We start from the raw sequence: 24,699 nt of genomic DNA on the forward strand, positions 1-24,699 counted from the left end.
ATCTTAAGGTCTGACAAACACGGCGCGGCTGGTCCGGGGCGCGCGGGCAACGGGGCCGGGGTCAAAAGTACGCCCGAATTCTGTATCTGCTTCAAACAACAAGAGGTCCGGCCCACCAGGTGAGCCGGACCTCCGTCTTTTCGGCACTGCCGCTTACTTGCGGTACTGGTCAATCAGGCGGGCCAAAGCGCGCTGCGACTCCAGCTCCGGGAAGTACTCAAACAGCAGCCGGTGCTTGTCGAAATCGAGTACAAGGGCGTTTTCGAGGTTTTCGTAGGCTTCGCGGTAGCGGCCGGCGGCCAGCAGGTAGGCACACAGGCGGTAGTGCAGCTCGGCCTCCCCGGGCTGCACTTCCACGGCGTTGCGCATCAGGTCGATGGCGCCGTCGAAATCACCCTGCTCGTAGAGAATAATGCTCCAGTTCAGCCAGGCGTCCTTGTTGTCGGGGGCTACCTGGGTGGCTTTGTCGTAGCATTCCAGGGCACTAACCACGGCTCCTACTTGGTACTCGGCCCCGGCCAGGGCCAGCCAGTACTCCACGCTGTCTTCGTAGAGGGCCACGGCCTTGCGGAAGAAATGAATGGCCTCAAACCACTTTTCCTGGGCGTTGAGCACGATACCGATGCCAAACCAGGCTTCGTCCATCGTCTGGTCTAGGTCGATGGCGCGCTGGTAGTTTTTGCGGGCCTCGTCCCACTCCGCCAGCTTCTCGTGGCACTCCCCGATGTTGCACAGGGCTTCCGGAGTCGGCTCTCCCTGCTCGTAGCTCAGGTGAAACTCGGCAATGGCTTCGCGGTACTTCTCCTGGCTGACCAGGGTGCTGGCCAAAAAGCCGTGGGCGTCGTAAAACTTGGCGTCAATCAGGATGGCGTACTCGAAAGCCGCTACGGCCTCGTCGAAGCTGCCGGCGCGGTAATACGCCTGGCCCAGGTTGTACCAGGCCGTAGTCGAATACGGGTCTTCGTCGGTGAAGCGGCGGAAAAACTCCAGGTTTTTCTCCAGACGCTCCGATATTTCCAGGCAGTACAATAGCTCCTGCACCGCAATATCGTTGTCGGGGTTCAGGCGCAGGCTCTGCTTGTAATACTTGGCGGCACTCTTGAACTTCTGCCAGCTCTGATACGCCAAGCCCAGGTTGAAGTAAATATCGTCCCGGTCGGGCGCACTCTCGGAAGCGGCCCGAAAGAAATCAACGGCCAGGGCAAAGTCGCCTTTCTGGGTGGCAATAATACCGCGGGTTACGGCTACGTCCGGGTTGGTGGGGTCCAGCTGGGCCACGGCCTCAATCTGCTCCGACGCCTGAATATACTCGCCTTTCATGGCCAGCACCTGGGCCCGGTCGATGAGCAGCTCGGTGGAGAAAGGATACTGGGCAACGGCTGCTTCGCACGCCTGCAAAGCCTTCTCGTAATGCGTGTTGGAGGTATAGTGGTCGATAATACTTTCGAAATCGGCCAGGTCAAAAAATACGGGCTCGTTGTTGGCTACCATCTGCTCAAACCGGCGGACGGTATCCAGCACTTGCTCCTGGTCCTCAAAATTTTCGTTCATTCTCATTCTACTACAAGCAACGCAAAAAATGCCAAAAAGGCAGGTGCTGCGAATTTTTTTTCCAGGATGCCGCCGCAACTAGCCGGCCAGCCTAATATACAACAACCACACCGGAGCCAACGGAGTTCTGCTTTACGTTTTGGCAACACCAGTGGATGGTGTCGGCCAGGGGCCGGAAGCCGCGCCCGGTGGCCTGCTGCACCTTTTGGCTCTGGTACACCACCGATTTGCGGCCGGCCCGGGCTGTATCTTTCGTGATGAGCGGGCGGGCCCCGGTCAGCACGGAGCGGGCATGCTCGGCGCGCCAGATGATTTCGGCCGCCCAGTCGGGTACGGCTATCGACGGGGCTTTCTTACCAAAGCAAGCCGCAGCCTGGGCCAGAAAATCGTGCAAAGGCACAGCTCCCGCGCTCAGAATATACCGCTGCCCCGAAACAGCCGTCTGCAGGGTGAGGTGCAGCATGGCGTCAACTACGTCGCGCACGTCCACAAAATTAATGTTTCCGGGCGTATAAAAGGCGTGCTCGTTGTAGGCATACCGAAACAGCCGGGTGCTGCTCCGCTCCCAGTCGGCGGGGCCCAGCACCACCGAGGGATTCACCATCACGGCGGAAAGCCCCTCGGCCACGCCGCGCCACACTTCCAGCTCGCCCAGGTATTTGGAAGTAGCGTAGGCATTGTGCTCGGCCCCCAAATCCCACTTGGCGTCTTCCGTCAGCTCCTGCGCAACGCCCGGGGCCTGCTCAGCCGAGACGGCCGCGCTACCCAGTGCCGCCACCGACGAGACGTGGCACAATCGGATGCCGGGCCTGTCGAGGCAGGCATCTACCACGTTGGCGGTGCCTTCCACGTTGGTTTGTTGCAGCGCGTCTTCGTCCTGCGGGGCGTAGGATACCAGGCCCGCGCAGTGAAACACGTGGGTTACGCCTTCCAGGGCCCGGCGCAGGACCAGAATATCCAGCACGTCGCCTTCCACCCACTCCACCTGCTCGGCGCCAACCAGCCGCGGAATCTGCCGCCGGTAGAGGGCGCGCACGGCGTGGCCTTGCGCCACCAGAGCCGGAATCAGAAAGCTGCCAATCAGGCCGCTGCCACCAGTGACGAAAACCATGTTCTTAGGGGAAGTGTAGACAACAGTTCCAAACAACGCAATTCCCGCCCGGGTTACAAGGAGCTATTCAGCAAAGGTAGCGCCAGGGCCTTTTTCAGGTAGGGCGTGGGCAGTACTTTGTTCAGCAGCGTATCGGTGTGCTTCAGGTTGTGCGCATCGGAACCCAGCAAATCAACCAAACCCGCGTCAATCAGCTTTTCGGCCACGCGCTTGGCCCCGGCCGAATAGTAGCCCGCCAGGGAGTTCAGGTTTACCTGCAGCAGCACGCCGCTTTCCCGCACCTTTTCCAGCTCGGCAAACCGGCCGTAGAAGTAGGTATAGCGCTCCGGGTGGGCCAGCACCGGCTGGTAGCCCGCCGACTTGAGGTTAAACACCGTTTCGGCGAAGTTGAAGGGCTCGTTGATGTAAGAAGTCTCGAAGAGCACGTACTTGTTGTCGCCGCCGAAGCTGAGCAGCGGCTCCTGGCTGTCGAGCTTGTGTTGAAACCACTCATCGAGGTAATACTCGGCGGCGCACTCCAGCTCGATGTTGGTAATGCCGGCCGCTGCCGCCGCGTCCCGCAGCAGCTGCAGGGCCGCCTGGATACCGGTGGGCGTGTTCTTGAAGAAGTCGCCCATGATGTGGGGCGTCATGATGAGCTTACGGTAGCCCAGCGCCTGCATGGCCCGCAGCAGCTCCACCGACTGCTCCATGGTTTCGGCGCCGTCGTCGAGGCCGGGCAGCAGGTGGGAGTGCATGTCTACTTCCAGGCTACCCAGGGAAACCGGTGCCACCGGGGCCGAGGAGCTGCCAAAAAGCTTCTGGAAGAAAGACGCCATACCGAGTGAGTTGAGCAACCTTACAGGAAACGCTTGCGCAGGCGGGAAATTACGCCAGCCGCCGGCTTGGTATCCTCGTAGTAGCCCTGCCCGTAGCCGTAGCCGTAGCCGTAGCCATAGCCGTAGCCGTAGCCATACATGCCGCTGGCTGTCGAGTCGTTCAGAATAGCGCAGAGGCGGGTGAAGTTGTTGGCCCGGATCAGCTTGTTGATATTCTTCAGGAAGGTCTTTTTCGAGTAGTTAGCCCGCACGATATAAATTGGAATATCGGCTTTGCGCATAATCAAAATACCGTCCGTTACCAGACCCACCGGGGGCGTGTCAATCAGAATCACGTCGTAGTGCTGGTAGAGCTCCTGGAGCATCTCGTCGAACTTGCTGCTCAGAATCAGCTCCGAGGGGTTGGGCGGCGTGGGGCCGGCCGAAATGAAGTCCAGCGTTGGGATGTTGGTGTGCTGAATGCACTCCAGAATGGTGTGCTTCTCGATCAGGATGGTGCTGATACCACGCACGTTTTCGGCCCCGAAAGCCAGGTTTACCTTGGGCTTGCGCATGTCCAGGTCCAGAATTACCACGCGCTGCTCCGAGAGGGCAATAATGCCGCCCAGGTTTACCGTCACGAAGGTTTTGCCTTCTCCGGAAATGGTGGACGTAACCGAAATCAGCCGCTTTTTCTTCGAGGAGCTGATAAAGTCCAGGTTGGTTCGAATCGAGCGGATAGACTCCGAAATGGCCGACTTCGGGTTTTTGTCCACCACCAGCTTCGAGACGGTCATCTTTTCCTTATCGTAGGTCGGAATCACGCCCAGCACCGAGGCCGACGTCGAGCGTTCCAGCTCCCGCACGTTGGTCACGGTGTTGTGCATAAAGTAGCGCACGGCCACCAGCGCCAGGCCCAGAGCAATGCCCCCGGCCAGGCCAATGGCGTAAATCATCATGCGCACCGGCGAAATAGGGGCCGACGGCATACTGGCCGGCGACAAAATCTGAAAGTCGGGGGTGGTGCCGGCTTTGGCGATGCTGAACTCCACCTTTTTGTCCATCAGCATCAGGTACGATTTCTCGTAGAGCTCGAAAGGACGCTTGAGGCGGGCCAGCTCGGTTTCCTTCTGGGGCAGGGTCTGCAGCTCGGCATTGAGCTGGTCGCGCTGCCCGTTCATGGTCCGGATCTGGGCCTGCAGCAGGCGGCGGTTTTGCTGCAGCAGGCGCCGGATGTTGTTTTTCACGTAGGACAGGGCTGCTTGCTGCTGCTTTACGGCCTCGGTCGTCTCGTTGTAGGAGCGCAGCAGGCGGCGCAGGTTCCACTGCAGGTTATTCAGTTCCGACAGCTGGCTGGTGAGCTGGTTGTCCTCAATGGCGCTGATACCGGGAATGCTTTGCTCCAGGGTGGCATCCTCGCTCTGGGTGAGGCGGTCCTGCTCGACGAGGTTGGTAATTTCCCCCAGCAGGCGGGCTTTTTCCTCCAGCTTCAGCCGCTCCTCTTCCTGCTTGGCTAGCTTCTCGGTGATGACCGATACTTCGCCTTTTACATCATAGGTCTTGTTCTGCTGCACGAAGGCCTGCAGATTGGCCTCGGCGCCCTGCAGCTGCTGCTGGTTTTCAGCCAGCGTCTTTTCCAGGAACTGCAGCGTCTGGGCCGTAGCTTCCTGCTTTTTAGCCAGCTTCTCCTGCAGATACACCGTGTCAATCTTGTTGACGATGTCGCGGGCTTTGGCCGGGTTGAAGTCGGTGAAGGCAATCTGAATCGTGTTGGCGTCGGGGTTGACGATGTCCACGCTCAGGTTAGTGTTCAGGTAGGCATTCACCGCGCTGTCGTCGTTGATGACGAAGTGGTAATTCTTCTCCCGCCCTTCCTCGTCCATGAGCCCGGTGGTGGTCACCAGCAGCTCCATGCCGGGCACCACTACGGGCTGCCCGATGGTGTAGTCGCCGGTTCTTTCCTGGCCCTGGTAAAGGTAGGAAAGCCGGAACTGCTGCGGGCCGGTGAAGTTCAGGTTGAACTTGGTGTTGTAGAAGTTCGGGTCCTTGATGGTGTAAGCCACCTTGAAGGGCGAGACGCCATACAGCTCGTTTTCCAGCACAGTGCCCTCCACGTAGTAGTTCACGTTGAGCTCCAGTGAGTCTTTGAGGCGTTCGTAGATGATGTTGGATTTGATCAGCTCCACCTCACCCGACAGCTTGTTCAGGCTGCTGGTGGCGCCCACGGCCTGGCCCAGCGGACCATCGAGGCCCAGTGCGCCAGCCTCGGTTTTCTCATCAATCTTGAGCAGCGACGACGACTTATACACCGGCTTGGTGTAGCGCAGCATCAGCCAGGAGGCCGACAGCCCCAGCGCGATAAGCAGAATAATCCAGAGCAGGCTCCGGCGGGCCACCAGCAATAGAGTGGCAATATCAAGCCCGCCATCTTCATCTTCCGCCGTAGGTTCGGCGCCGCCGGCACTGCGAATAAGTTCTTCTAGCTCAGCGTTTTCGTTTACTGCCATTCCGTCGTTACAAGTTAGTATCAGAGTCTTGGGGCCCGGGTCCTGCTACGGACGAGGGAGCCGACTACTTGGCAATAAGATCTTTTACCAAGATGTAAGTGGTCAGAATGCCGGCCAAGCCTCCAATCAGGCCAAACACGGATCCGGCATCAGAAAGTGCCTCAAAGAAGGGACGACGTACGGGTTCGATATACACCACGTCGCCGGGCTCCACCTGCAGGTTGGCCCGGCGCATGCCCTCGATGGTGGAAAGGTCGATGACCTGCACCTGCGGATTACGCAAGTCGCCGCGAATCAGCCGGATATTGTAAGCCCGGCCCCGGCCGCCGCCAATACCGCCGCCGCCGATGCCACCGCCTTCCAGGCCGCCGGCCGAAGCCAGCACTTCCAGCAGGTTCATGTTGTCGTTGAACATGGGAATCACCTGCCCGCCGGGCGAGCCCAGCACCACTATGCGGTTGTTGGTTACCCGCGTGGCTACGTACGAGTCTTTGTAGAACACGTCGTACTTGGTTTTGAGCAGGCTGTCGGCTTCGAGCAGCGTGAGGCCACTGACTTTTACCATGTTCACCATCGGCAGATTGACAAAGCCGGTAGCCTGCACCAGAAATTCGGTGGTACCCGCGGCCTGGCCCACGCCTTGGCTGCCCCGGTTGGCGCCGACGCCGCCGGTGCGGCCGCCAGCAATGGTTTGGCCTACGCGGCTGGTGCTGCTCCCGCCGTTCACGCCGGTTCCGCCCGGGGCGCCAAACTGCAGCTCACCGTTCGGGTCCAGAATTCGCTCCCCTTTGTTGGTATACACCCGAACATCCAGGTAGTCGTTGGGTTGAATAACGTAGTTACGGGTGGTGCGGCCCACTAAGCTGCGCAGCTTCATCGTGTCAACGCCTTCCCCGGTGGGCGTGCGGAACATGATGTTCTGGCGGTAGTACTTGCCAGTGGTGCAAGAAGAAAATAGTACGGCGAAAGGCACGCACAGCACCCAAAGGCGCAGAAGGCGGTGAAAAGCGGTTTGTTGCATGCAGGCTGATAAAGCCGAAGTATAGTCCGAAAGCTATGGGAAAGACCGGTTTAGACCGGTATATTTTTCCCTAAAAAACCTTCAAAGTAACCGAATTGGCGCGCCCTTTCAAAATCGGAGGGGTTGGCGCCGGGTTTCAACTGGCATCTGTGCCGCTAAAACCGTACTTTCGCAAACCCAAAACCGTGCCTAGCCGGTTATACTCTACCTCACCCACCCAACCGCTTTTTTTCATGGAACTTGTAGCCACCGAAAATCAAACAATGATTGCCCAGATGGTGCGCGACTTTGGCGCGACCCACATCAAACCTGACATGATGAAGTGGGACGAAAGCCAAGAGTTTCCCGTTGAAATATTTAAGAAGCTGGGCGAGCTGGGTCTGATGGGCGTGCTGGTACCCCAGGAATACGGTGGGTCGGGCTTCGGCTACGTGGAGTACGTAACGGCCATTGCCGAGCTGTCCAAGATTGACGGCAGCATTGGCCTGAGCATGGCGGCCCACAACTCGCTGTGCACCGGCCATATCCTGCAGTTTGGCTCGGAAGAGCAGAAGCACAAGTGGCTGCCCAAGCTGGCCTCGGCCGAGTGGATCGGTGCCTGGGGCCTGACGGAGCCCAACACGGGCTCGGATGCCGGCAACATGCGCACCGTGGCCGTAGAAGACGGCGACTACTACGTGCTGAATGGCGCCAAGAACTTTATTACCCACGGCAAGAGCAGCAACATTGCCGTTGTCATTGCCCGCACCGGCGAAGTCGGCGACTCGCACGGCATGACGGCCTTCGTGATTGAGAAACCTACCGAAGGCTTCACCCACGGCCTGAAAGCCGACAAGCTGGGCATGCGCGCCTCGGAAACTACCGAGCTGATCTTCACCGACTGCCGCGTACCCAAAGCCAACATCCTGGGCAAAGTCGGGGAAGGCTTCATCCAATCGATGAAGGTGCTCGACGGCGGCCGGATTTCCATTGCGGCTTTGTCGCTGGGTATTGCGCAGGGCGCTTTCGAAGCCGCTTTGCGCTACTCGCAGGAGCGCCACCAGTTTAACCAGCCGATTTCCAACTTCCAGGGAATTTCCTTTAAGCTGGCCGACATGGCGACCGAAATCGAGGCGGCTTCTCTGCTCACCTACCGCGCCGCCGATATGAAGGACCGCGGCCTGAACGTCAATCAGGAATCGGCAATGGCCAAGCTGTATGCCTCGGAAGTGTGCGTACGCTGCGCCAACGAAGGTGTGCAGATCTTTGGCGGCTACGGCTACACCAAGGACTACCCCGCCGAGAAGTACTACCGCGACTCCAAGCTGTGCACCATCGGCGAAGGAACTTCCGAAATTCAGAAGCTCGTTATTGCCCGCACTTTGCTAAAGTAAATCAAGCAACTTCATTAGGGCTTGCACAGTAAGAAAGAGCCTGTTACCTTTGCAACCCCTAAAGAAGAAAGTTTTTCATTCCAACTGAGCATATGATCATCGTCCAGATTAAGGATAACGAGTCTGTTGACCGTGCCTTGAAGCGTTTTAAGAAGAAGTTTGAGCGCACCGGCGTTCTGAAGGAGCTGCGTCGTCGTACCTTCTTCCAGAAGCCTTCGGTTACCAAGCGTAAGCAGAAGGAGAAGGCCGTGTACAAGCAGACGATGTACGCTACCGACAACTACTAGGGAGCAGCCTGCTGCTTGTTAGGAATAACCGCCTGAGTTGCTTTTCATAGCGAATCAGGCGGTTTTTTCGCGTTCGTACTTTCCAAGATAATTCCATACATTGGGTATCCGGCCTCAGCAGTACGGGCCCCCAGTGTATGGAATTATTTTTTGATTTTCTCCGATTCGAACGGCGCTACAGCCCCCACACGGTGCTGTCGTACCAAACCGATATGCGGCAGTTTTCGGCTTACCTGAAAGCCACCTACGAGTTGGAAGACCCCGCCCAGGCCGACCACACGCTGATCCGCTCCTGGGTTGTAACCCTGATGCAGCAGCAGATGGATCCGCGCACCGTAAACCGCAAGATTGCCTGCCTGCGCTCCTACTATAAGTTTTTGCTGCGCACCGGCGTCGTCAGCAAAAACCCGATGTTGCGCATCAAGTCGCCGAAGGTAGCCAAGAAGCTGCCCGACTTCGTGCCCGAGGACTCGCTCAACGGCCTGCTCAATTCCTTTGCCTTTCCGCCCACCTTTGTCGGCTCCCGCGACCAGCTGGTGCTGGAGCTGCTCTACGGCACCGGAATACGCCTTTCCGAGCTCATTGGCATCAAGCACGAAGACCTGAGCCTGAGCGGTAAAACGGTGCGGGTAACGGGCAAAGGCAACAAGCAGCGCATCGTGCCGCTCAACCCCAGTCTGATTATAGTGCTGGAACGCTATATAGCGCAGAAGCAGGTTGAATTTGGCGCCGCCGACAACGCCCGCGGGCCCCTGCTCGTTACGGAGAAGCTAGAGCCTCTTTACGAAAAGCTTGTGTATCGCACCGTGAAGCACTATTTAAGTCAGATAACGACGGCCTCATCCCAGCAGCACCCGCACGTGCTGCGGCACTCCTTCGCTACGCACCTGCTCAGCAAGGGCGCCGACCTGAATGCCATTAAGGAGCTGCTCGGCCACGCGAATCTGGCCGCTACCCAGGTATACACGCACCTCTCGATTGATAAGCTCAAGTCCGTGTTTGAAAAGGCCCATCCGAAAGCCTAGTTGTTTCCCTTTCTTTTACCCCAAAACCCTACGACTGATGAAAGTACAGATGCATTCGGTACACTTTGATGCCGACCAGAAATTGCTCGATTTCATCCAGAAACGCCTCGATAAGCTCGAAACTTTCTATGACCGTGTCACGGAAGGTGAGGTAATTCTGAAGCTCAATAACAAGGACGGTATCGACAACAAGACCGTCGAAATCAAACTCCTGATTCCGGGTACTACCTTGTTCAGCCAGGAGGATGCGCCTTCTTTCGAAGCCGCCGCCGATGCCGCCGCTGACAACCTTCGCCGGCAGATTACCAAGTACAAAGAGAAAGTAACCAGCCACTAGGCTGCTTCGCACCTGTCATGCACGCCTTAAGTGTATGGCATAAAAAAGCCCCGCCAGATTCAACTGGCGGGGCTTTTTTAGTTACTACCGAATGGCAGCCGGCATTCTATAAGCCAAACTCGGCTTTGATTTTATCCACGTAGTCGAGCTTCTCCCAGGTGAAGGTTTCGAACGTCTTGGTTTCGCCCGAAGCCATTTTCACCTCCTTGGTGCCCGGCGGGCGCCCCATGTGCCCGTAAGCAGCCGATTCGGCAAAAATGGGGTTGCGCAGGCCAAAACGCTGCACAATAGCATAGGGGCGCATATCGAAGAGCTTGCTTACTTTCTCGGCAATTTCACCGTCGGTGAGTAGCTGGCCGTTGGCGCCTTTGGCCTTCGTCGTGCCGTAGGTCGTCACGTACAGCCCCACGGGCTGGGCCACGCCGATGGCGTAGGCGACCTGCACCAGGGCCTGATCGGCTACGCCGGCGGCTACCAGGTTCTTGGCAATGTGACGCGTGGCATACGCAGCCGAGCGGTCTACTTTACTGGAGTCTTTGCCCGAGAAGGCGCCACCCCCGTGGGCACCCTTGCCACCGTAGGTATCCACGATGATCTTGCGGCCGGTGAGGCCGGAGTCGCCGTGGGGCCCCCCGATAACGAACTTACCGGTTGGGTTGATGTGGTAAGTAATCTGGTCGGTGAAGAGGCTTTGCGTAGCAGCGTCCAGACCGGCTTTCACGCGCGGTACAAGGATGTTGCGGATGTCATCCGAAATCTGCGCCAGCATGGTTTCCTCCGACTCATCAAACTCGTCGTGCTGGGTGCTGACCACGATAGTGTCGATAGCCTCGGGCGTGTTGTCGTCGGCGTAGCGAATGGTAACCTGGCTTTTGGCATCGGGCCGCAGGTAGGTCATCTGCTCCCCCATCTTGCGGATTTTGGCCAGCTCGTCGAGCAAGCGGTGCGAGAGGTCAAGGGCCAGAGGCATGTAGTTGGCTGTTTCGCGGGTAGCGTAGCCGAACATCATACCCTGGTCGCCGGCGCCCTGCTCTTCGTCGCTGGCGCGCTCTACGCCCTGGTTGATGTCGGGCGACTGCTCGTGCAGGCGGTTCATCACCTCGCAGGTATCGGCGTTGAACAGGTACTCGGGCTTGTTGTAGCCAATGCGGCTGATAACGCCCCGGATAATGGGCTCAGCCTCGACGTGCGCGGTCGACTTGATTTCCCCGGCTACCATCGCAAAATCGGTGGTTACGAGCGTTTCGCAGGCAACCTTGGAAGCCGGGTCCTGTCGCAGGTACTCGTCGAGGATGGCGTCGGAAATTTGGTCGGCAACTTTATCGGGGTGGCCTTCCGAAACGGATTCGGAAGTGAATAGATACGGCATCAGGTTTCAATCTAGCGACAGGGTCGAAAAACAGGGCCCGGCATCGGCATGTGCGCAGACGGCGGGTCGCAAAGCTAACGGAAAAAGGCGAAGGACTTACTTCGATTTATGCAGTCGGCAACGGATAAAAATCAACTCTGAATAGCTTAGGAACAAGCAGTAAACAATAATTTATATTTTTTTATATCTATAATCCTGTTTAACAAGAAGTTAATAACTACTCAGGATTCTACTGCTTCGGTTTGGGCAGGTGACTTTATGCGCAATAAAATCAGGCCCCAGAAACGCTGGCTGTGTATGGCTCGGGCACCAGAAACAGGGCCCAGCTACCGATGAATACTAGCGTCCATGAAACATCAAACATAAGCTGTTGGCGAGAAGCCACAACTTCTGCTGTTTACTGCCTAGCGGTAATTTATTTCTGTTAAGCAATTAAAAATTATTGTTTATCAATAATAATCCTCCTTCTTTTGAATAACCTCTAATCAATCCTTTATGGCTTCTACCTATACCTCCCTCCCGCCCTTTCTACGCCTGGTCCGGTGGCTAGCGGCAGCCCAGTACACCTTATCGGCTCTGGGCATCATTATTTACCTGACCTTTAGTTTCTCAACATTGCGCCGCGACTACAGTATGGCTTCCGTGACGCTGCAGGTGCGGGCGCCGCAGAACGGGCAGCTCGGCATGCCGGGCTACGATTCCCTGGTAGCCAGCAAGCAGCCGAACGCGCACCGCCTAGTGCCACTCACGGAGCGGCTGTCGCTGAAATATATAGAGCACAACTGGGGTAAAAAGGTGGTTCTGGAACTGCTGGGGGTTCTGAACTCCTCAGCCGGGGGACGCGGCTCACTGCCGCTGATGCTGTATTCCATGCTCACGGGCATGCTGCTGTACCGCATTCTGAACGAGATGCGGATTGAGTCGCCCTTTACGGAGAAGAATGCCCGGCGCATCCGTTGGCTGGGTTTGCTGATAATAGGTATCGACCTTTACCAGTACCTGGCCCGGATACTTCTGGCCAAGCTGGTACCGCCCGTGCCGATGCCGGGCCACCAGGGTAGCGTGGCCCAGTATATACTGGTGGATGTGGGTCCGGAAATCGGAGCCTGGAAATTCGGCTTAGTTTTGCTGGTCATTGCGGCCGTGTACCAGCGGGGCGTCGTGATGGCGCAGGAAGCCGAACTGACCGTTTGATATGCCCATTATTGTAAATCTGGACGTGATGCTGGCCCGGCGCAAAATGTCGCTGAGCACCTTGGCCGCCGCCGTCAACATCACGCTGGCGAATCTCTCCATTCTGAAAAGCGGCAAGGCCAAGGCTATCCGGTTCAGCACCCTAGCCGCTATCTGCCAAGTGCTGGAGTGCCAGCCCGGCGACCTGCTCGAACACCGCCCCGACCCCGACGACCTGCGCACCGGCACTGAATAGTCAGTGAAGACAAAAGCCTGCCGGGAGTAGCAGGCTTCTGTCTTCACTTATAATTAGCCAGCGGTGACGCTTTCCGCGGGCACGGGGGCCGTCCCGAAGCGGGCGTGCAGGTCGCGGCAGACCTGGGGCGAAACCTGCAGGTACTGGAGCACATCAGTTGCCTTCTCACTGGACTTGCCCTTGTCGTCGACTTCGATGGTCACGTTTTCGAGCGAGAGGTAGCAGCAGTCCTCGTCCTGGGGAGCGTGGAAGAGGTGCAGGCGGCCAAAGGAATTAGTGATTTCCTCGGCGGGTAGCGGCTGCAGGTGGCTCCAGTCGGCGGCTTCGAGGGCAGCTTTAGTAGCGTCGGGGTCGGAGAAAGCGGCGGCGGGCTGCGGAAAGGTGAGCTTTTCGGCCCACTGCCCGGCCCGCTCGGAGAACGGAGTAGCGGCTTCGGCATGAGCCACAATCCAGGGGAAAACCAGCAGGATGGCCAGCTCGGCAAACCAGACCAGGTACAGCAGAAACCCGCTGACCTTCACCGTGAAGATGCTCCAGATACCGTCTTCGGCCAGGCGGGGCAGCATTGCCAGCACCAAGTCGGGGCGGGTGATAATACCCAGGAAGGTGTCCGTCTCGAAGGACGTGTGGGTTATCGAAAACCGGTGGCCCGCATATTCCGTTTCGCCGGCCCCGTTGAGCAGCGTCAGGTATACGGCCCACTGCACGTACCACGCCCACAAACCCACGGCCAGCGCCAGCCAGCCCACCAGGGCCGGATTGCGCAGCTTGCCCACGGTGGTCATGCGCTTGACCGCGTAGGCCAGCAGCGCCCCGAAGCCTAGGGTGAGCACCACGTTGATGTAGATAAAGGGAATGTACCAGGTGGCGTACACGTAGGCAAAGGCCAGCCCGAAGGCCGCCGCGGCGCCGACCAGCACAAAGCCCAGAATTCCGCCGAGGGTTATCCGCTTGGAGGGTTGGTAGTACAGACTCATAGAAAGAGGGAAGAAAGGACAGGAAAAGGAAGGAAGTGGAGGAAGTGGTTTGCGGGCAATATCGGGAACAAATATTAGCCTATTATTATATAATCGGACACAAAAAAGCCCGGTCCTTGCAGAACCGGGCTTTTCCTGGTTAAAAGCCAGCTTAATTTCCGCCGCTGCTGCCGGCGGCCGAGGAAGCACCGGGCCGCAGGTTGGTTTCGAACAGCTTGAGAATGCGCTTGTACTCGTCGGTCCAGGAGGAAGGCTCCACAAAGCCGTGGTCTTCGACGGGATACACGGCCAGCTCCCAGTTCTCCTTTTTCAGCTCAATCAGGCGCTGGCTCAGGCGCACGATGTCTTGGAAGTGCACGTTGGTATCGACCATGCCGTGGCACATGAGCAAGGCGCCCTTCAGGCCATCGGCGTAGTAGATGGGCGACGAGCGGGCGTAGGCAATGCTGTCGTTGTAGGGCGAGTTGAGGATGTTGTCGGTGTAGCCGTGGTTGTAGTGGGCCCAGTCCGTTACGGAGCGCAGCGCGGCCCCGGCCTTGAACACGTCGGGCTGGGTGAACATGGCCATCAGCGTGATGAAGCCGCCGTAGGAGCCGCCGTAGATACCGATGCGCTGGGGGCTGACGCCGTATTTCTCGGCCAGCAGCTTGGCGCCATCTACTTGGTCGGTGAGGTCTTTGCCGCCCATGTAACGGTAGATGCCGGTGCGCACGTCGCGGCCGTAGCCGGCCGAGCCGCGGTAGTCAATATCGAGCACCGTGTAGCCGCGGTCCACGAGCAGGTTGTGGAACATGTATTCGCGGGAGTACTGGCTCCACCACTTGTGGGCGTTCTGCAAATAGCCGGCGCCGTGCACGAAAATAACGGCCGGACCCTGGGCTTCCGCTTTGGCGGGGCGGTAGAGGCGAGCATACACGTCGGCGCCGTCGCGGGCCTTGATGGTCACGATTTCCGCGTCGCGCCAGGGGTAGCTCTTGAACTCGTCGGTGAGGGAGCTGGTAATCTGCCGGGCTTTGGCGCCGGGCTTGTTGGGCATCACATACAGCTCCCAGGGCTTGTTGGTGTAGCTGTAGCGCACGGCCAGGGTCTTCTCATCCGGCGACATCGTCACCTCACTGGCCCCGGTCATGGTCGTAATCTGGGTCATGGGGCCGCCGTCCACGGGCATACGGTAGAAGTGCTGCTCGCCGGGGTGGGTTTTGTTGGCCGTGAGGTACCACAGCTTTTTGTCGCGGCTGAGCTGGGCTTTCTGCACTTCGAAGTTGCCGCTGGTCAGGGCCTTTTTCTGGCCGTTGGTTACGTCCACGGTGTAGAGGTGAGAGTAGCCGGTTTCCTCGCTCTGAAACCACAAATGCTTGTTGTCGGGCAACCAACCCACGTTGCCGGGGCCGTAGCCGATGCCGGGCCCGTTGATCCAGGCGTCGTCGTGCTGCCGGTCGAGCAAGCTAATTTTCTGGGTGGCCGGGTCCAGGCTGACAATCCAACGGTCCTTGTTGTCGGTGGCCCGGATGACGAGGAAGGCGTGCTGCCCGTTTTCGGACCAGTACGGACCGTAGGGCTCTACGCGGCGCAGCTCGGTGGAAGGCTTGTCCTTTTTCGGGCCGTTTTTGTCGTCGGCGGCCGTTACGGGGGCTGTGGCGGGCAGGGCGTATTCCTTGCGGTAGGCGGGCTGCTCATCGAGGCCCTTCAGCTCTTTATACCCCAGCACGAAGGTCGTGTCGCGGCCAATGTCGTAGATGCCCAGCTCATAAGCCGTTTGCGGAGCGCCTACTTTGGTGCGCGTCGAGAGGTCTTCAGTGAAGCCCGAGGCCGTGACGAAGCTGGGCACCAGGGCTACTTTCTCCCCGGCCGGCTCCTGGGCCAAGCGGTAGGTTACGAAGCGGCCATCGGGGCTGAGCTGGATATTCTCAACCGTATTCTGCCCCAGCCAGATGGCCTTGGGATTGAGCCGGGCCACGGCCTTCTGCAGGCGCTGCCGGGCTTTCTGGTCCTGGTCGCGCTGCTTGATAACGTCGAACAGGGCCAGCTGCTGGGCCCGCAGAAACTTCTCGGCCTTGTCGGTGGGCTGGCCGTTGCCGGGGCGGCTGCCGCGGCGGAAGTCGGTGCGCTGCACGGTTTCGCCGGTGGCCGGGTCCCAGGTGTAGAGGTTGCCGGCCCGGGTGTAGCTGATGAGCTTATCCTGGAGGGCAAAGCCCGGGTCGGTTTCCCGCTCGGCGGTGCGCGTCACGCGGCGCGCCTTCCCCGATTTAAGGTCGAGCAGGAAAATGTCGCCGTCTTTCTCGTACACCTTACGGGCGTATTTCCGGTCGTAGTCGCCGTTCATGGTCGGCAGGGCGCGCTGCTCGGCCAAGCTGACTTTGCGAATGGCCCCGCCCGCGGGCGTAGTCGAGTAGAGCGAGTCGCGGCGGGCCTTTTCGGGGTTCCAGTTGAAGTAGATGCGCTTGCCATCCTCGCTCCAGCCAACGTTGGTGGGCGAGCTGCCAATCCACTGCGCCTGGTCGCGCATGATTTTTTCAACGGTCAGGGTGGTGGCCGACGGAGCCGGCTGGGTCTGGGCCACCGCGGCGGCAGCGGGTAAGAGCACCGCCAGCACGGGCAAAGTAGAAGTGAAGCGCATCAGGAACGGGGAAAAAGCGGAGTAGGCTGCAAAATACACAAGCTTCCGGCAAGGACACGCGCCGCCGAACCACGTTGCAGACACTAGCCGCATTGCGTCAAACCCGCTGGCCGCCGACCTTACAAGCCGCCTTTCTCCCACTGCCGCAGCTCGGCCTGCAGGTTGAGGCGGGCAGCGGCATCGAGGCGCTGCCGAAACCCGGGCGTTTGGTAGAGCACCGGGGTTAGCAGCAGCTTTTCCAGCACCTGCCGTCGGCCCCGCCGGTACAGGATGTCGGGCACCAGCCGGTATTCCTGCCGCACCTGGCGGGCATACTGCCAGTAGTCGGCTTCGGCAGCGCCCAGAATCTGCAGGTCGGCGTCGAGGAAAAAGTGCAGGTCGGTATCGGTGGCGGGCTGGGGCTGGGTGTGGTCTTTGGTGCGCTCAATCAGGAAGACCACACGCTGCCGCCGCTCGGCGGGCAGGCTGGTTTTGGCCATAAACTCCTGGGCCAGCTGGGCACTGCGCACTTCGTTGTCGTCGCGCAGGGGGTTGTACACGGCATCATGAAACCAGACGGCCAGCTGCACCACCTCGGGGTCGTGCAGGGGCTCCGGGTGCTGGGCCTGGGTTTCGAGCAGGGTGCGAATGTGGGTTAGCGTGTGGTAGTGCCGGCCTGAGCCCTCGTAAGCAGCGGCCAGCTGCCGGAAGGTAGTATCACGCAGTGCCTCCGGTACCCCGAGTCTGGCATTGAGCTGCTGCCAGCGGGCTTCTAACGTGGTGGGAGTCATGGGCGGTGGGGTTTCTGTTGTAAGCCACTGTTACCTGCCGGACGACGGCGGCCTAATTGGCCGTTGCTATGCCGTACGGGTTCGGATTGCGGATTTCCAGAAACCGCTCGGGCGTGGGCAGGGGTACAAAGCCGAACTGCGTATACAGGCCGTGGGCATCGAGGGTGGCCAGCATCTTGCGCCGCAGGTTCTGCAGCTCGGGGTGGGCCCACACGCATTCCATCAGCCACTTCGAGAGGCCCCGGCCCCGAAACTCGGGCAGCACGAATACGTCGCAGAGCCAGGCAAAAGTGGCGTAGTCGGTCACGATGCGCGCGAAGCCGGCCAGGCGGCCATCGGGGGCATACAGGCCGAAGTTGAGGGAGTGCTCAATGGCCCGCTCCACCGTTGCGCGCGGAATGTTCCGGGCCCAGTAGGAGTCTTCGGCCAGGTAGCGGTGAATGGCCGCCACATCGAGCCGGGCCGGGTCGGTGCTGATGCGGAAGTGCTGCGGGTGCTGGTGCTCGACGAAGGACGCCATAGGAAAGCAGGTGAAAAGCCGGGAAGAAAGCTGTCTGACGCCCCTGCAGGGGCCTGCCACAAAGCTACCGGCCTGGAATTCTCCCGCAAGCTAATCCTTAGCGGCCCTGGTCACGTTAGTTTATTCAACGCCTTATTCTTTCACCTTCAGCTATTTACTTATGAAATGTTTTGCCGCACTTCTCACCGCTGGCGCGCTGCTGGCCGGGGCCGCTTCGGCTTCGGCGCAAACCACGACCTTTTCGGTGGGGGCCACCACCGTTTCCGTCACGCCGCTGACCACGAACCTGGCCATTCCGTGGGAGCTGATCTGGGGGCCCGACAACTTCATCTGGATGACGGAGCGCGGGGGGCGCATCAGCCGCGTGAATCCGGCTACCGGGCAGCTCACGGCCCTGCTGACCGTGCCCGACGTGACGCCCACCGGGGAAAGCGGCCTGCTGGGCATGGTTCTGCACCCCGACTTCAGCACCTCGCCCTACGTCTACATCGTGTATAACTACACCGAGGGTGGCCTGAAAGAGAAGCTGGTGCGCTATACCTACAACGCGGCGGCCGGCACATTGAGCAGCCCCCTGGTGCTGCTGGGCAACATCCCGGCTACCACTACCCACAGCGGCTCGCGCCTGCTGATTCTGCCCGACCGCACGCTGCTGATGACTACCGGCGACGCCCAGCTGCTGCCCGAAGCCCAGAACCCGGCTTCGCTCAACGGCAAGATTCTGCGCCTGAACCTGGACGGCACCGTGCCGGCCAACAACCCCACGCCCGGCAGCCTGGTGTACACCCGGGGCCACCGCAATCCGCAGGGCCTGGTGCGGGCAACGAACGGCAAGGTTTACAGCTCGGAGCACGGCCCTAACAACGACGATGAAATCAACCTGATTGAAGCGGGCCGCAACTACGGCTGGCCCAACGTGGAAGGCTTGTGCAACCTGCCCAGCGAGCAAACCTTCTGCTCGGCCAACAACGTGCGGGAGCCCCTGCGCGTCTGGACACCGACCATTGCTACCGCCGGCCTCATCTACTACGACCACCCCGCTATTCCGGAGTGGCGCAACAGCCTGCTGATGGCCACCCTGAAAGCTTCCAAACTGGTGCAGATGCCCATCAGCGCCACCACCGACGTGCTGGCCACCGAAAACAGCTACCTCACCACCTTCGGGCGGCTGCGGTCTATCTGTATGTCGCCGCAGGGCAAAATCTACGTTGGTACCAGCAACAGCACCGGCGGCCCCACCGACCAGATTCTGATGCTGGAAAACCGCGCCTTTCTGCCGGCCTCAACCACCGCTGCCGCCAAAGCCCTCAAGCTCAGTCTGTGGCCCAATCCCGCTCAAAGCACGGTGATGATGCGCTTCCCGGTGACGACGGCCGCGGCCGGACAAGCCACAGTAGTAGATGCCCTGGGGCGCGTGATGCAAACCACGCCGTTTACGGCGGGCCAGAACGAGCTGCAGCTTAACCTGCGGAGTCTGGCACCGGGCCTGTATGCTGTGCGGGCCCAGGCGGGTAGCACCACCTACACCCAGCAGCTGGTTGTGCGGTAAGGATGAACTGAACAGACATAAAAAAGGGGCTGCGGAATCCGCAGCCCCTTTTTTGTAGGGTCGGTAAGCCGGGCTTACCTATTCCAGCACTACTTTGCGGGTGATGGTGTACTCGCCTACTTTCACGCGCAGCGTGTAGATACCCGTGGCCAGGCCTTTCACCGACAGCGGCGCCTCTACGGCTCCGGCCTGCACGGCTACATCCTGGGCCAGTACCTGCTGCCCAAGGGTGTTCAGCAGCGTAGCGTGTACCATCTTGGTTTGCTCCGCCCCGCGGATGCGCAGCGTAACGGCGCCCGTGTTGCTTGGGTTCGGGAATACGCTAACCTCTCCGCCGGGCAATTCCTTCGTGTTGCTCGACACAACCTGCTGGGCGCAGATGGTGAAGGCACCAGTGGCATCGTTTGAGCCCCAGCCCGCTACCATCACGTAGTATTTCGTGACGGGCGTCAGGTTGACCGTAAATGACCCCACCGTCTGGTTGTTACCAGCACTGGCGCGGCACGCTACCTGCGTCATGGACGTCGAGCACGAGGCCGCCGTGAAGATGCGTACCTGACCAGCGGGGTTACCCGTAGTCGTGAACTGTATTGGCATGGATGCACTGCCGTTACCGGTCGTCATCGTGAACCATACGTCTTTCGGCGCATTCGATGTGGTGCAGCCGGGGTTCACGTAGCCGTTTGGCGCGCTGGTAGTAGCCCCCACGTTGGTAGCTGTTACCGGCGAGCAGCTGTTCATAACGATTGGCAGCGTAATGGCGCCGCACACATCGTTGTTGGCGGGCACCAGTGCTGGCGTCGTGAAGCACACCGGGCCGGCAGGAGCACTTACGCCGGCCGTAGCGCCGCTGGTACCGCAGTTCTGCGACACGTAGTAGCAATACTCGGTGCTGGGCGTCAGGCCGGTCACGTCCACGAAGGTACCGGTGAGGCCCGTCAGGCGGGTTCCGGCCGAAGAGCCGGGCGTGAAGCCCTGCGGACCGTATTCTACGTTGAACGTCGCGCCGGCAATGGGGTCGGTTACGGCCCAGTTGAGACGGGCGCTGTTCGAGGCTACGGCCGAGGCGTTCAGGCCCACCGGAGCCGGGCAGGTCGTGTTGGAACGCACGCACAGCTTGAAGCGGCCAAACTCGTTGTTGCCGTACTCAAACACCCGGATGAAGAGCACTTCGCCGGGCGTGCGGCCGCTGAGCTCAATCAGCGAGAAGTTGCCCGTGCCAGCGTCGTCGTCGCAATCTACCAGGGTGAGGGTACCGCACGCGCCGGAATAGATGGCCATGCCGGTATCGTCTACTACGCTGCCAGCCACCGAATCGGTAGAGGCAATGATGCTGCCCGTGGCGGGCACCACTACCCGGTACCATACGTCGCCACCGAGGTAGCTCGAGCAGCCTGGCGCCGGAGCACCAGTGGAGCCCGTAGCACCTGCGTTGGTGCCCACGATGCGCGTGGTGCAGCTGCCACCCAGCTGAACGGCAATGGTAGTAGCCGTGGCGCATTCATCGTTGGCTGGCGGTGGGGCCACCGTCGAGAAGGCCACCGGACCGGAGCGCAGGCTGTTGCCGCTGGCGCCACCGCAGTTCTGGGTTACGTAGAACTGGTAGTTGGTGCCGGGCGTCAGGGTGGTCAGGCTCAGGGAAGCCGTCGTCGTGGTAACAACCGTGCCCTGAGCCGAGCCGGGCGTGAAGCCGGCCGGACCATATTCAACCGTGAAAGGACCCGTGCCGGCCGAAACCGACCAGCTCAGGGTAGCCGCCGTCTGGGTGACACCCGAAACAGCCAGGCCCGCAGGAGCTACGCAGGTTGGGGGAGGCGTTATGCACAGGGTAAAGGCCCCCGTGGCACTGCTGGACGAATAGCCCGATACCGAAATGTAGTAGGTGGTGCTAGGCGTCAGCCCGGACAGATCCAGCGTGCCGGCCGTAGCCGTAGCATTAAACTTGCAGCCTACCTGCGTGAAGGGCCCCGCACAGGTAGCAGCCGAGAAGACGCGCACCTGCCCCGCCGGAGTACCGGTAGAAATGATGCTGACAGCCGTGCTGGCCGTACCCGAAGCGGCCGTGGTAAATTTAAACCACACATCGATAGGCGAAGCGGCAATACCGCAGCCGGGGTTGGTGTAGCCGACCGGCGTAGTGGTGGTAGCCGCTTCGTTCGTTCCCTGAGTGGGCGAAGCGCAGCCGGCGGCCACTGCGATGGTGATGGCACCGCAGGGGTCATCGTTGAGCGGCGGCGTAGTTACGCAGATGGTGAAGGCAGCCGCGGCGGCCGTAGGAATGGTGGCGCTGTAGGAATATACGCGCACATAGTAGGTAGTACCCACCGTCAGGCCGGTGTAGGTCCGAACGCTGGGGTCAGAGAAGGCAACGGAGGTAAGCGCGCCGCACGTACCCGAAAGCACCTGCTGAACATAGTCGCCCGAGCCGGTCAGCGAGATGATGTGGGTGGTATTGGTAGCCGTGAACTTGTACCACACGTCATCATCGGCGGTGCCCACCGGGGCAGCTAGGCCAACCGTAGCACCGGCAGCCTGCAGGGTTCCGCTGGTAGCAGCCGTGCAGGTTGTCGTGGCGCTTGGCGTCAGGGTTACGGCAGCAGCGCACTCGTCGTTGGCGGGCGGCAAAATTGGCGTGGGCGTCGTTACGCAGATGGTAAACTCCGCAGCCGGAGCTACTACTGGCGTCGAGCCGGAGGAGTACACGCGTACATAATAGGTAGTACCAACGGTGAGGCCATTGTACGTCCGCTCGTTGGGGTCCGAGAAGCCCACGGAAGCCAGGCTGGCGCAGGTACCCGACAGAAGTTCCTGCACGTAGTTGCCGGTGCCGGTCAGCGTGATGGTATGCGTAACGCCGGTCGCGGTGAACTTGTACCACACGTCGTCGTCGGCGGTGCCCACTGGCGTGGCCAAGCCAGCCGTAGAGCCAGCATTTTCCAGCGTACCATTGGTAGCGGCCGAGCAAGCGGCGTTCAGCGCCTCAGGCGTCAGGGTTACAGCCGCGGCACACTCATCGTTGGCCGGGGGCACCAGTACCGTAGGCGTAGTGATGCAGATAGTGAAGTTGGCCGCTGGCGCAAGCAGTGGCGTCGAGCCGGACGAGTACACGCGCACATAATAGGTAGCGCCTACCGTCAGGCCATTATAGGTCCGCTCGTTGGGGTCCGAGAAGCCCTCCGAAACTAGAGCCGCGCAGGTACCCGACAGGATTTCCTGCACGTAGTTACCCGTGCCGGTCAGGGTGATGGTATGGCTGGCACCGGTCGCGGTGAACTTGTACCACACGTCGTCATCGGCCGTGCCAAAAGGCGTAGCCAGGCCGGTCGTGCCGCTGGCGCCTTCCACGGTGCCGTTGGTAGCCGAGGTGCAGGCCGCGTTCAGGGCGGCAGGCGTCAGGGTCACAGCATTGGCGCAGGCATCATTACCGGGAACAGCCGAAGTAGTGACGCAGATGGTGAAGGCCGCTGCGGCGGCCGTAGGCAGCGTAGAACTGTAGGAGTACACGCGCACCAGGTAAGTGGCACCCACCGTCAGGCCGGTGTAGGTCCGAACGCTGGGGTCGGAGAAGGCTACCGATACAGGACTGGCGCAGGTACCTGACAGCAGCTCCTGCACGTAGTCGCCCGAGCCAGTCAGCGTGATGGTGTGTACGGGACTGGTAGCGGTGAACTTATACCACACGTCATCATCAGCCGTGCCCACCGGGGCGGCCAGGCCAGCCGTGGCCGTGGCGCCTTCCACGGTGCCGTTGGTAGCGGCGCTGCAGGCCACATTCGGCGCTTCGGGCGTCAGGGTTACAGCACTGGTACAGGCATCGTTGTTGGGAGCCGTCGTCGTGGTTACGCAGATGGTGAAGGCGGCCGCGGCGGCCGTAGGCAGCGTAGCGGCGTAGGAATACACCCGCACTAAGTAAGTAGTGCCTACCGTCAGGCCGGTATACACCTTCACGCTGGGGTCGGAGAAGGCCACCGATACCGGACTGGCGCAGGTACCCGACAGTAATTCCTGCACGTAGTCGCCCGAGCCAGTCAGGGTAACGGTATGAGTGGTGCTGGTAGCCGTGAATTTGTACCACACGTCGTCGTCGGCGGTGCCCACGGGCGTGGCCAGGCCAGCCGTGGCCGTAGCGCCTTCCACGGTGCCGTTGGTAGCGGCGCTGCAGGCCGTGTTAGCAATTTCTGGCGTCAGCGTTACAGCACCGGCGCAGTTATCATTATTCGGCGGCCCTACGGCGCGGGTCGTGAACGAAGCGACGGCGCTAATGAGGCTGTTGCCGTTGGCACCGCAGTTTTGGGTTACGTAGAAGTCATACCCGGTGCTGGGCGTCAGGCCCGAGATGGAAACCGAGTTGGTAGTCGACGTTACGGTAGTAGCGGCACTGGAGCCGGGCGTGAAGCCCGACAACCCGTACTGAATGGTGTAGGTGCCCGTGCCGGCGGAAGCCCAGTTCAGCGTGGCCGTCGTGTTGGTGAAAGCCGATACGCTCAGGCTGCGCGGCTGCGGGCAGGCGGCCAGCGGCGCCGGGGTGAAGGCATAAACCTGGCCGGTAGCCGGCTTGGTGTTGATGTTGGTATTCTCGGTAGTAGAGCTGGCCGTGGGTGCGGCCGTGGCATCACTCAGCGAAAGGTAGGAGCCGCTGCCCGTTCCCAGGCCCGCCAGACCGATGGAAGCACCCAGGGTAGCCGTAGCGTTGGTAGCCACCGTCTCCTGACGATAGACCATCTCAACCCGGTTGCTGCCCTCGTAGAGCTTCACCTGAAAGGACAATACCGGGCCGGTATTCACATTCCAGCGCCATTCCCAGTTCAGCCATTCAAAGGTGAACACACGGTTGGGCGCAGTACCCGTCGTGATATACGTGCCCGTTGCGGTAGCACCGGTCGGGTTGCCATCTAGGTCGTCGAGCAGGGCAGCAATCAGGGGGCGGGTGGCAGCGGGAGCCGCCGCCAGCGTACCCGAATGGTTGGTCGTTCCGGCCGTGTTAAAGGACAGCCAGCCGTTAGAAGATGCCTTCACCTGGGTATAGGTGGCGCCATCGAAAACAAAGCTAAATCCTAAAGGAATGGCGCTCGACAGGTAAGTATCGGCTGCCATGCCGGCCACGACCGTTCCACCACTGATGGGCGTGAACGTTCCCTGCGACGGAGCAAAGGTATAGGTGTCGACCTGGGCTCTGGCCGGGGCGGCCAGACCGAGCCAGAGGCTCAGCAGGAAAAGTAAAGCTCCTCGCCACCGGACACTATGCGCAAGGGCACAGCCAGTTATACGATTAGCCATCAGGCGTAAAGGTTTTTTCATCATCAACTAGTAAGATGGGGTGAAAAGAGAAAAACTGGTAAACAGGTGGGTTCTCATTCGCTGGAGGGAGGCGTAAGTATGTAACTTAACCCACTCCCTGGTGTCCTAAATCTAAGACGGAGTTTTTGAATAGTGAAATCAGCTTGGCGTAATTCTATTTA

General features: G+C 60.0%; 18 protein-coding genes. 7 read left to right on the forward strand and 11 right to left on the reverse strand.

Annotated features, from left to right (window positions below; all coding sequences use genetic code 11):
- Positions 1-153: 153 nt before the first annotated feature.
- The 5 genes from LGH70_RS01745 to LGH70_RS01765 form a co-directional block, all read right to left on the reverse strand.
- Positions 154-1,551: a tetratricopeptide repeat protein gene (locus LGH70_RS01745; RefSeq protein WP_226182070.1), complete on the reverse strand. Its 1,398-nt coding sequence runs from the start codon at positions 1,549-1,551 to the stop codon at positions 154-156.
- 91 nt (positions 1,552-1,642) lie between these two features.
- The gene (locus tag LGH70_RS01750; protein WP_226182072.1) at positions 1,643-2,662 is read right to left on the reverse strand and encodes an NAD-dependent epimerase/dehydratase family protein; all 1,020 of its coding nucleotides are present in this window, start codon (positions 2,660-2,662) and stop codon (positions 1,643-1,645) included.
- 53 nt (positions 2,663-2,715) lie between these two features.
- Complete coding sequence (locus LGH70_RS01755) at positions 2,716-3,480, reverse strand: tyrosine-protein phosphatase (RefSeq protein ID WP_226182074.1); 765 nt, start codon at positions 3,478-3,480, stop codon at positions 2,716-2,718.
- A gap of 20 nt (positions 3,481-3,500) precedes the next feature.
- Entirely contained in the window at positions 3,501-5,966 is a 2,466-nt protein-coding gene (locus LGH70_RS01760) for a polysaccharide biosynthesis tyrosine autokinase (RefSeq protein WP_226182076.1), read from the reverse strand.
- Positions 5,967-6,030: 64 nt separating this feature from the next.
- Positions 6,031-6,987 carry a polysaccharide biosynthesis/export family protein gene (locus LGH70_RS01765; RefSeq protein ID WP_226182078.1) on the reverse strand — a complete coding sequence of 319 codons (957 nt, stop codon included), beginning with the start codon at positions 6,985-6,987 and terminating at the stop codon, positions 6,031-6,033.
- 233 nt (positions 6,988-7,220) lie between these two features.
- On the opposite strand from LGH70_RS01765, the gene LGH70_RS01770 reads away from it, so the two are divergent.
- The 4 genes from LGH70_RS01770 to hpf all read left to right on the forward strand — a co-directional run bounded on the left by LGH70_RS01770 (position 7,221) and on the right by hpf (position 10,009).
- Positions 7,221-8,360 carry an acyl-CoA dehydrogenase family protein gene (locus LGH70_RS01770; RefSeq protein WP_226182080.1) on the forward strand — a complete coding sequence of 380 codons (1,140 nt, stop codon included), beginning with the start codon at positions 7,221-7,223 and terminating at the stop codon, positions 8,358-8,360.
- Positions 8,361-8,452: 92 nt separating this feature from the next.
- The gene (rpsU, locus tag LGH70_RS01775; RefSeq protein WP_100337199.1) at positions 8,453-8,647 is read left to right on the forward strand and encodes a 30S ribosomal protein S21; all 195 of its coding nucleotides are present in this window, start codon (positions 8,453-8,455) and stop codon (positions 8,645-8,647) included.
- A 137-nt stretch (positions 8,648-8,784) separates the two neighbouring features.
- Positions 8,785-9,672 carry a tyrosine-type recombinase/integrase gene (locus LGH70_RS01780; RefSeq protein WP_226182082.1) on the forward strand — a complete coding sequence of 296 codons (888 nt, stop codon included), beginning with the start codon at positions 8,785-8,787 and terminating at the stop codon, positions 9,670-9,672.
- A gap of 37 nt (positions 9,673-9,709) precedes the next feature.
- Positions 9,710-10,009 carry a ribosome hibernation-promoting factor, HPF/YfiA family gene (hpf, locus tag LGH70_RS01785; RefSeq protein ID WP_226182084.1) on the forward strand — a complete coding sequence of 100 codons (300 nt, stop codon included), beginning with the start codon at positions 9,710-9,712 and terminating at the stop codon, positions 10,007-10,009.
- 106 nt (positions 10,010-10,115) lie between these two features.
- On the opposite strand, the gene metK is transcribed toward hpf, so the two are convergent.
- On the reverse strand, positions 10,116-11,378 hold the full coding sequence (gene metK / locus LGH70_RS01790) for a methionine adenosyltransferase (RefSeq protein WP_226182086.1): 1,263 nt from the start codon (positions 11,376-11,378) through the stop codon (positions 10,116-10,118).
- Positions 11,379-11,873: 495 nt separating this feature from the next.
- Here metK and LGH70_RS01795 point away from each other — a divergent pair, with 495 nt between their 5' ends.
- The gene (locus LGH70_RS01795; protein WP_226182088.1) at positions 11,874-12,572 is read left to right on the forward strand and encodes a DUF2975 domain-containing protein; all 699 of its coding nucleotides are present in this window, start codon (positions 11,874-11,876) and stop codon (positions 12,570-12,572) included.
- Between the two features lies 1 nt (position 12,573).
- Positions 12,574-12,807 (forward strand): helix-turn-helix domain-containing protein, encoded by a 234-nt coding sequence (locus LGH70_RS01800; protein WP_226182090.1) that lies wholly within the window; start codon positions 12,574-12,576, stop codon positions 12,805-12,807.
- Positions 12,808-12,860: 53 nt separating this feature from the next.
- On the opposite strand, the gene LGH70_RS01805 is transcribed toward LGH70_RS01800, so the two are convergent.
- From LGH70_RS01805 to LGH70_RS01820, 4 genes are all read right to left on the reverse strand, one after another.
- On the reverse strand, positions 12,861-13,784 hold the full coding sequence (locus tag LGH70_RS01805; protein WP_226182092.1) for a hypothetical protein: 924 nt from the start codon (positions 13,782-13,784) through the stop codon (positions 12,861-12,863).
- A 151-nt stretch (positions 13,785-13,935) separates the two neighbouring features.
- Positions 13,936-16,401: a S9 family peptidase gene (locus LGH70_RS01810; protein ID WP_226182094.1), complete on the reverse strand. Its 2,466-nt coding sequence runs from the start codon at positions 16,399-16,401 to the stop codon at positions 13,936-13,938.
- Between the two features lie 119 nt (positions 16,402-16,520).
- Entirely contained in the window at positions 16,521-17,171 is a 651-nt protein-coding gene (locus LGH70_RS01815) for an HD domain-containing protein (protein ID WP_226182096.1), read from the reverse strand.
- 52 nt (positions 17,172-17,223) lie between these two features.
- Positions 17,224-17,691 (reverse strand): GNAT family N-acetyltransferase, encoded by a 468-nt coding sequence (locus LGH70_RS01820; protein WP_226182098.1) that lies wholly within the window; start codon positions 17,689-17,691, stop codon positions 17,224-17,226.
- 160 nt (positions 17,692-17,851) lie between these two features.
- Between LGH70_RS01820 and LGH70_RS01825 the strand changes: the two genes are divergently transcribed.
- Positions 17,852-19,240: a PQQ-dependent sugar dehydrogenase gene (locus tag LGH70_RS01825; RefSeq protein ID WP_226182100.1), complete on the forward strand. Its 1,389-nt coding sequence runs from the start codon at positions 17,852-17,854 to the stop codon at positions 19,238-19,240.
- Between the two features lie 78 nt (positions 19,241-19,318).
- On the opposite strand, the gene LGH70_RS01830 is transcribed toward LGH70_RS01825, so the two are convergent.
- Complete coding sequence (locus tag LGH70_RS01830) at positions 19,319-24,517, reverse strand: fibronectin type III domain-containing protein (protein WP_226182102.1); 5,199 nt, start codon at positions 24,515-24,517, stop codon at positions 19,319-19,321.
- Positions 24,518-24,699: the final 182 nt, after the last annotated feature.

It is taken from the genome of Hymenobacter nitidus (assembly GCF_020447315.1).
Lineage (GTDB): Bacteria > Bacteroidota > Bacteroidia > Cytophagales > Hymenobacteraceae > Hymenobacter > Hymenobacter nitidus.

Excerpts from the sequence above, each read along its gene's own strand:
- LGH70_RS01755 (WP_226182074.1), bottom strand. The coding sequence starts at position 3,480 with ATGGCGTCTTTCTTCCAGAAGCTTTTTGGCAGCTCCTCGGCCCCGGTG.
- hpf (WP_226182084.1), top strand. The coding sequence starts at position 9,710 with ATGAAAGTACAGATGCATTCGGTACACTTTGATGCCGACCAGAAATTG.
- LGH70_RS01805 (WP_226182092.1), bottom strand. The coding sequence starts at position 13,784 with ATGAGTCTGTACTACCAACCCTCCAAGCGGATAACCCTCGGCGGAATT.
- LGH70_RS01765 (WP_226182078.1), bottom strand. The coding sequence starts at position 6,987 with ATGCAACAAACCGCTTTTCACCGCCTTCTGCGCCTTTGGGTGCTGTGC.
- LGH70_RS01745 (WP_226182070.1), bottom strand. The coding sequence starts at position 1,551 with ATGAACGAAAATTTTGAGGACCAGGAGCAAGTGCTGGATACCGTCCGC.
- LGH70_RS01770 (WP_226182080.1), top strand. The coding sequence starts at position 7,221 with ATGGAACTTGTAGCCACCGAAAATCAAACAATGATTGCCCAGATGGTG.
- LGH70_RS01815 (WP_226182096.1), bottom strand. The coding sequence starts at position 17,171 with ATGACTCCCACCACGTTAGAAGCCCGCTGGCAGCAGCTCAATGCCAGA.
- LGH70_RS01750 (WP_226182072.1), bottom strand. The coding sequence starts at position 2,662 with ATGGTTTTCGTCACTGGTGGCAGCGGCCTGATTGGCAGCTTTCTGATT.
- LGH70_RS01830 (WP_226182102.1), bottom strand. The coding sequence starts at position 24,517 with ATGGCTAATCGTATAACTGGCTGTGCCCTTGCGCATAGTGTCCGGTGG.
- rpsU (WP_100337199.1), top strand. The coding sequence starts at position 8,453 with ATGATCATCGTCCAGATTAAGGATAACGAGTCTGTTGACCGTGCCTTG.
- LGH70_RS01780 (WP_226182082.1), top strand. The coding sequence starts at position 8,785 with ATGGAATTATTTTTTGATTTTCTCCGATTCGAACGGCGCTACAGCCCC.
- LGH70_RS01825 (WP_226182100.1), top strand. The coding sequence starts at position 17,852 with ATGAAATGTTTTGCCGCACTTCTCACCGCTGGCGCGCTGCTGGCCGGG.
- metK (WP_226182086.1), bottom strand. The coding sequence starts at position 11,378 with ATGCCGTATCTATTCACTTCCGAATCCGTTTCGGAAGGCCACCCCGAT.
- LGH70_RS01795 (WP_226182088.1), top strand. The coding sequence starts at position 11,874 with ATGGCTTCTACCTATACCTCCCTCCCGCCCTTTCTACGCCTGGTCCGG.
- LGH70_RS01800 (WP_226182090.1), top strand. The coding sequence starts at position 12,574 with ATGCCCATTATTGTAAATCTGGACGTGATGCTGGCCCGGCGCAAAATG.
- LGH70_RS01810 (WP_226182094.1), bottom strand. The coding sequence starts at position 16,401 with ATGCGCTTCACTTCTACTTTGCCCGTGCTGGCGGTGCTCTTACCCGCT.
- LGH70_RS01760 (WP_226182076.1), bottom strand. The coding sequence starts at position 5,966 with ATGGCAGTAAACGAAAACGCTGAGCTAGAAGAACTTATTCGCAGTGCC.
- LGH70_RS01820 (WP_226182098.1), bottom strand. The coding sequence starts at position 17,691 with ATGGCGTCCTTCGTCGAGCACCAGCACCCGCAGCACTTCCGCATCAGC.